Annotated in this window: 5 protein-coding genes; all 5 read left to right on the plus strand. The window is 68.3% G+C overall.

Translation table 11 applies throughout. From position 1 onward, the window contains the following. On the plus strand, window positions 1-367 hold a 367-nt coding region (locus tag VF697_RS38400), incomplete at its 5' end, for a peptidase inhibitor family I36 protein (RefSeq protein ID WP_331102965.1). Between the two features lie 473 nt (window positions 368-840). Further along, window positions 841-1194 (plus strand): hypothetical protein, encoded by a 354-nt coding sequence (locus VF697_RS38405; protein WP_331102967.1) that lies wholly within the window; start codon window positions 841-843, stop codon window positions 1192-1194. Between the two features lie 61 nt (window positions 1195-1255). Further along, window positions 1256-3103, plus strand: coding sequence for a PQQ-dependent sugar dehydrogenase (locus VF697_RS38410; protein ID WP_331102969.1), 1848 nt, complete (start codon window positions 1256-1258; stop codon window positions 3101-3103). 166 nt (window positions 3104-3269) lie between these two features. After that, the gene (locus tag VF697_RS38415) at window positions 3270-3869 is read left to right on the plus strand and encodes an SAF domain-containing protein (protein ID WP_331102970.1); all 600 of its coding nucleotides are present in this window, start codon (window positions 3270-3272) and stop codon (window positions 3867-3869) included. Between the two features lie 483 nt (window positions 3870-4352). Continuing rightward, the coding region (locus VF697_RS38420; RefSeq protein ID WP_331102972.1) for a Kelch repeat-containing protein at window positions 4353-6938 on the plus strand (2586 nt) is incomplete at its 3' end.

Here is a 6938-nt window from a genome sequence, read left to right on the forward strand (position 1 = left end):
CACGGGTGTCAGCCGGTTCGGTCAGGCGCAGACGTCGTTCTTCAAGCGCCAGTGCCCCTCGGACCGGTTCTGCCTGTTCGACGACGACAACTACAAGGACCGCCGGATCTCACTGTCCTCGTCGGAGGACGACATGAACGACGTGAGCTTCGGCGACAAGACCACCTCGGTGATGAACCGGACCCGCGTGGCCTGGATCGTCTTCGACGATCACGACTACGGGGACCGTCGCTTCTGCCTGCTGCCCGGCGCCTCGGTGCGCAACCTCGGCACCGCCGCCTACAAGTTCAATGACAAGACCAGCTCGGCCAAGAAGCTGAGCTCGGCCAGGTGCCCGAGCGGCACGCCCGTCATCCAGGAGGGCTGAGCCGTCAGGCGGTAGTCTCGACGGTCATGAACGACCGTCGGGTGTTCACCTCCCTGGATGTCGAGGAGCTGGGGATCTTCACTCTGTCGATGCCGTGGACCGAGGGGTAGACCACCGACTTGAAAAATGTCCGATCCCTTCCCGGCGCTCTCACCCTGCTGGGGAGGCCGTAGAGGGACCGAGCCGGCATGGCTGGGTAGTTGGTCTTCCCAGGCGGTCAGCACCTACGCCTTCGTCGCGTTGACAAGGGTACGTCTGGATGGGAGAAACCATGGATGCGTTGTCCGTGGCCCTGGCTTGGTTGGCTGTGCTGGCTTCTCGTCCTTGGCTGCCGTGCGAAGGCGGCGAATCCAGCGGATGGCCTGCGTCTCGCGGAACATCGGCCATCCGCCTTCTCCATCCAGCTCTTGGACGCTGACACGAGTTCACAAGGATCCTCCGTGGAGGGCCTCCTGTCGGTGAAGTCTCAGCCAGTGAGCCAGATGCTCTGGTGGGGCAAACCCAAGCGGTCGCTGCGCGCTCAGGCCGAGCATGAGCGCAAGCTCCTCGTGACTGCCGGCAGTGAGGTCGAAAGTTCCGTCTCCGTCATTGACGAGGAGTTTCAAGAGAGCCGGCAACAAGGCCACCTGGCCCTGGGCTGGTCCGCATCGATTGACAATACTCGCTTTCGCTCCACGCTCATCGACTGCGGTCACCACCATCTCCTCCTCACGACCATGGGCCCCAGTCAGGAGGTCGTCACGGGTCTCCAGGTCCGCTCACTGGAGAGCCTGCGCTGTGATGCGGCCACACGCGATGGCGACGGCGGTCTCGACGTACGCCGTTGATCACGCCCACGCAGTCTTCTCCGCGACGTGGGTACCCTTACGCTGGCACAGGGAGTAGCACATGAAGGATCTTCTCGGCTCTCCGCGGGGCCTCGTTCTGCTGGGCGCGCTCGGCACGGCAGCGACGGCCAGTGCCCAGGTCTCGACCCTGGTGAAAGACACCTTCACCGTGAGGGATGCCATCGACCCCTCGCCGACCCTCACCTACAGCCCCGCGTCCGGCAGCCTGTTCCCGGTGGGCACCACGTTTGTCGCCATCAGGGCGAAGGATGCCTCCGAGAACTCCGCCACCTGCTCCTTCTCCGTCACCGTCACGAGCGAGGCTCCGCCCGATTCCCCCGGCTCCGGTTGTGGTTGTGGGGCGGGCCCCGCCTCGTCGGGCCTCGTGTGGAGCGTGCTGGCGCTGCTGTTTCCGAGGGCGACACGTCAGGGGCGTGGGACCGCGCGTTCCAACGCCTTCCGAATCACCCTGACGTGCGGCCTGCTCGCGTTCGCCCCTCTCGCGCGGGCCCAGGCTCCCCAGTCCTCCCGGCGCAATGTCGCCGACGTCTATGCCTCGCTCTGCGCGAACTGCCACGGCCCCAAGCTGGAGGGCGCCCTGGGACCGAGCCTGGTGGACGACACCTGGAAGTCCGGTGCGGACGACGAGAGCATCGCGCGGAGCATCCGCGAGGGGCAGCCCCCCGCGGGCATGCCCGCGTTCTCGGGCGCGCTGTCACCCCAGGACATCCGCGCGCTCGTCATCTACATCCGTGAGCGGGGCGCGGAGCGGCGCGGCAAGGGCACCCCCATCGCGAAGCCCGCGGCCGACAAGGTCGTGCGCAGCGAGCTGCACGCATTCAAGCTCGAGACGGTCACCGAGGGGCTGGACACCCCGTGGTCCGTGGCGTTCCTGCCCGACGGGCGCATGCTCGTGACCGAGAAGGCCGGGCGGTTGCGCGTGGTGGACAAGGGCCGCCTCCTGCCCGAGCCCATCCTCGGTACGCCGGACGTCTGGTCGAGGGGCCAGGGCGGTCTGCTCGACGTCGCCGTGCATCCCGACTACGCGAAGAACGGGTGGATCTACCTCTCCTACAGCGACCCGGGCGCGAACGACACCGCCATGACGGTGGTGGTCCGCGGCAAGCTGCGCGAGGGCCGGTTCGTGGAGCAGCAGACGCTCTTCCGCGCACCCGCCGAGCTGTACCGCTCCGGAGGCGTGCACTTCGGCTCCCGCTTCGTCTTCGACGGCAAGGGACACCTGTTCTTCTCCATCGGGGAGCGGGGCCACAAGGAGGATGCGCAGAACCTGTCTCGCCCCAACGGCAAGGTGCACCGCATCCACGAAGACGGGAGCATTCCGAAGGACAACCCGTTCGTCGGCCGCGAGGGCGCCATGCCGAGCATCTGGAGCTATGGCAACCGCAACCCGCAGGGGCTCGCGCGACACCCGGTGACGGGGGAACTCTGGGAGACGGAGCACGGTCCCCGGGGGGGCGACGAGCTGAACCGCATCGAGCCGGGCCGCAACTACGGCTGGCCGGTCATCACCTACGGCATGAACTATGACGGCACGCCGATGACCGACCTCACCGCGCAGGAGGGCATGCAGCAGCCCGCGTTGCACTGGACGCCCTCCATCGCCGTGTGCGCGGCCGACTTCTACACGGGTAGCCGCTTCCCCCAGTGGAAGAACGATCTGTTCGTGGGTGCGCTCGCCGCCCAGGAGGTGCGGCGCCTGAGAATCGAAGGCCGCAAGGTGGTGCACCAGGAGGTACTGTTCAAGGACGTGGGTCGGGTGCGCGACGTCGTGAGCGCTCCCGACGGCTACCTCTACGTCGCCTTCAACGGACCCGATCGCATTGCGCGGCTCGTGTCGGCACCGGGGAGCGAGCCCGCCTCCAGCAAGCCCCAGGGCGCGAAGCCGTGAGGTGCTGAAGACAGAAATCTGGCCAGTGCGCCTGACCGCCAGCTGAGGGCGCGGATGGTCGTGGCGAGGAGCCCCACGGGAAGGTTGAGCTCGGCTGGGACGCTCACCCTGCTGGGGAGGCCGTAGATGGACCGAGCCGGCATGGCTGGGTAGCATGCTCGGCTACATGAACGCTCCAACAACTCAAAGACAGGGAAACTCGTTCATCCTGGGCGTGATCCTGGGTGGCGGCATCGGCTTCATCATCTCCGTGCTCCTGGTGGGCGTGGGCGGCTTCGTGTGGGTGAAGAAGAAGGAAGCGGACGTGCGCCGTGGTTGGAACCTGGTGCCGGTGGTCGTGGCCTCCCAGGACGTCCCCGAGGGCACCGTCGTCACGTTCGACATGATCAGCCAGCGCTCGGTGCCCGAGCAGTTCGTCACCAGCTCGGTCGTCAAACCGGACAGCGCCACCTACATCGTGAATCAGCGCATCCTCGTGCCCGTGCAGGCCGGCGACATGATGCAGTGGTCCCAGTTCGAAACCCGGAAGATGGCGAGCGGCTTGGTCGCCGCGCGGGACATCCCGGCCGGCGTGAAGCTGACGGCGGAGGACGTGGAGCCCCGAGACATGGCCCCCGACATCGTGACTCCGTCCTACGTGAAGGATGCCGAGCGCCCGCAGGTGGTGGGTCGGTCCGTCACCACGGCGTTCCGCAAGGGCGATCCCATCCTCTGGACCCACTTCCAGAATGAGCCCCCGCCGGTGGTCGACGCCAAGGTCCCGTAGGCGTCCCGGTGTGAGGCGGCTTCGATTCCCGCCGCCTCCATTGGCGGTTGCCCGCCGCCTTGAGTTGAACCCACTTCTGCATCGCAGGCTGATGGCGTCCGGCGCCACCCCGCCGCCCAGGGGCGAGCCCTGGGTGGACTTCCTGCCCCAGCCCACCGAGGCCATCCTCTCCTCGCTCCAGCAGATCCTCGCTTCCGTCGCGAAGGGGCAGACGAAGCGGCGTTCTCCTGCAATGCGGGCCCGCCGATGGTGGTTCGTGAGCAGGCGTGCCGCGGTTTGGTGAGCCGGTGAGGGGACCGGGGGTGGGCGGCGTCCGCGCCCATCCTCGCAATCAGCGCAATCCCTCCCGAAGCCTGAAAGCATGACAACAATTGCCCTCCGCTCCTCCCATCTGCCGCGTTTAATCTGACAGCACCCGGAGTGCCTTCTACACTGCGTCCGTCGCTCGTGCCCACGAGCGACGGACCCGGAAAGGCGCTCCCCATGAAATGTCTGACACGCAGGCTGGCCGGCTGGCTCGCGGCGGCCCTGCTCCTCACCACGGCGTGCAGTCAACAGCCCCCCACAGGCTCCGCTCAGCTCTTCGGCTCACTGCCCCAGGCGGTGTCCTCGGAGGACGTCACGCAAGTGGTGGTGACGATCAGCGCTGCGGACATGCCCACCCGCACCGAATCTCTGGAAAAGACAGACGGCGCATGGGGAGGGACCCTCGGAGAAATCCCCGCGGGGACCGGCCGCACCTTCACCGCCGAGGCCTTCGACTCGGCCGGGACGAAGCGCTTCAGCGGAAAGGCCTCCCACGTCACCATCACCGCCGGAACGACCACGGTGGTGGCCCTCACGCTCCAGGCGCTCGATTCCCCCACGCCGTTCGACAACGCCGCGCCCCTCATCGACTCGCTCACCGCCTCCGCGAGCACCGTCTCTCCCGGCGGCTCCCTGGAGGTCCAGGCCACCGCGCATGACCCCAACGCGGGTGACTCGCTCTCGTATGTCTGGACGGCCTCGGCGGGCAGCTTCTACTCACCCTACTCGCCCACCTCCGTCTGGGCCGCCCCCACCACGCCGGGCCTGGCCAGCCTGACGCTCACGGTGACGGACCCGAAGGGCTCCTCGGCCTCCATCAGCTTCACCATCCAGGTCCAGGCGGGCTCCGCAAGCGCCTCCGTCGACCTGAGCTTCAACACCTCGCCCGGAGTCACCGGCATCACCGCCTCGCCCTCGCTCGTGAGCGCTGGCGAGACGACCACGGTGGCAGCCACCGCCACGGACGGCGATGGAGACGCGCTCTCCTATCAATGGGCGGCCGGCTGCGCGGGAAGCTGGACGGATGCGGCCTCGGCCACCGCGCGCTTCGTGCCGGGCACCGCCCCCACGAGCGCCACCTGCGCGGACTGCCCGCTCACCGTCACCGTGACGGATGGCCACGGCGGACAGACGACGGGAACCCTTCACATCTGCGTGGGCCCCAAGACGGGCGTGCGCCTCCCTCCACGAATCGACAGCACCTATCAATCCGCGCGCACCGTACCCGCCAGGGGGACGGTGGCCTTCCGCGTCACGGCGAGCGACCCGCTGGGCAGCGCCCTCTCCTTCTCCTGGAGCGCCTCCACCGGCACGCTCGGCAGCGCGACGAATAGCGCCTCGCGGAGCGAGCTGACCTGGGCGCCTCCCGCCTGCGTGCCCGCGGACAGCACACCCTCCATCACCGCCACGGTGACGAATGCCCAGGGCCTCTCCACCTCCACCACCTTCAGCGTCACCGGGGGAACCGCCTGCTCCGGTACCAGCGGGGGCTGGGTTCGCACGGGCAGCCCGATCTGGCCCCGTGTCGTGGGCCATACGGCCACCCTGCTGCCCTCGGGCAAGGTGCTGGTCGCGGCGGGGGTCCACATGGGCATGGGTGCCCTCGACACCTCCGAGCTGTACGACCCGGCCACTGGCACCTGGGCACCTCCCAGCCAGATGGCCGTGCGCCGTATGGAGCACACAGCGACGCTGCTGTCCTCGGGCAAGGTCCTGGTGGCGGGCGGTCAGGTCGCCAGCGGCGACTCCAGCGACCCCGGCAGCCTCTCCGCAGAGCTCTATGATCCGGCCACGGACACCTGGACCGCGACGGGCAGCATGCTCTCGCCCCACCGGTACCACACGGCGACGCGGCTGCCCTCGGGCAAGGTCCTGGTGGCGGGCGGCGACGGCAACACCGCCGAGTTGTACGACCCGGCCACCGGCACCTGGACTGTGACCGGTGCCATGAACACTTCCCGCCAGTACCACACGGCGACGCTGCTGCCCTCCGGCAAGGTCCTGGTGGCGGGCGGCACCACCTCCACCGGAGCTTCTCCCGCCACCGAGGAGCTCTACGATCCGGCCACCGGCACCTGGACTCCCACCGGCGCCATGGCCTCGACACATTCCTCGCACACGGCGACGCTGCTGCCCTCCGGCAAGGTCCTGGTGGCGGGCGGCGACACCCCCAATGCCGAGCTGTACGACCCGGCCACCGGCACCTGGACTCCCACCGGAGCCATGGGCGCTTCCCGCAGTGGTCATACGGCGACCCTGTTGCAGACGGGCAAGGTCGTGGTGGTCGGGACGCAGTCGAACAACACGGAGCTGTACGACCCAGCCTCCGGCACCTGGGCCTCCAGCCCCAGCACCACCGCATTCATGTACCGGTCCACGGCAACCCTGCTGCCTTCCGGCAAGGTCCTGGTGGTCGGAGTGGACGTCGTCAACGCCACCGGATTCGCCGAGCTCTACGATCCGGTGATCAACACCGGGAGCCCCGTGGGAGGCATGGTCTCGAACCACTCACACCACACGGCGACGCTGCTGCCCTCGGGCAAGGTCCTGGTGGCAGGGGGCAGCGACGACAACAGTGTCGAGCTTTATGATCCGGCCACCGGCACCTGGGCGCCTACCGGGGCCATGAGCATCCCTCGCACATACCACACGGCGACCCTGCTGCCTTCCGGCCGGGTCCTCGTGGAGGGCGGCGGCGACAGCAGCGCCGAGCTCTATGACCCGGCCACGGGCACCTGGTCCCCCACTGGCGGCAAGAGCGCC

The sequence above is a fragment of the Archangium sp. genome, from assembly GCF_036388035.1.
Taxonomy (GTDB): Bacteria; Myxococcota; Myxococcia; order Myxococcales; family Myxococcaceae; genus Archangium.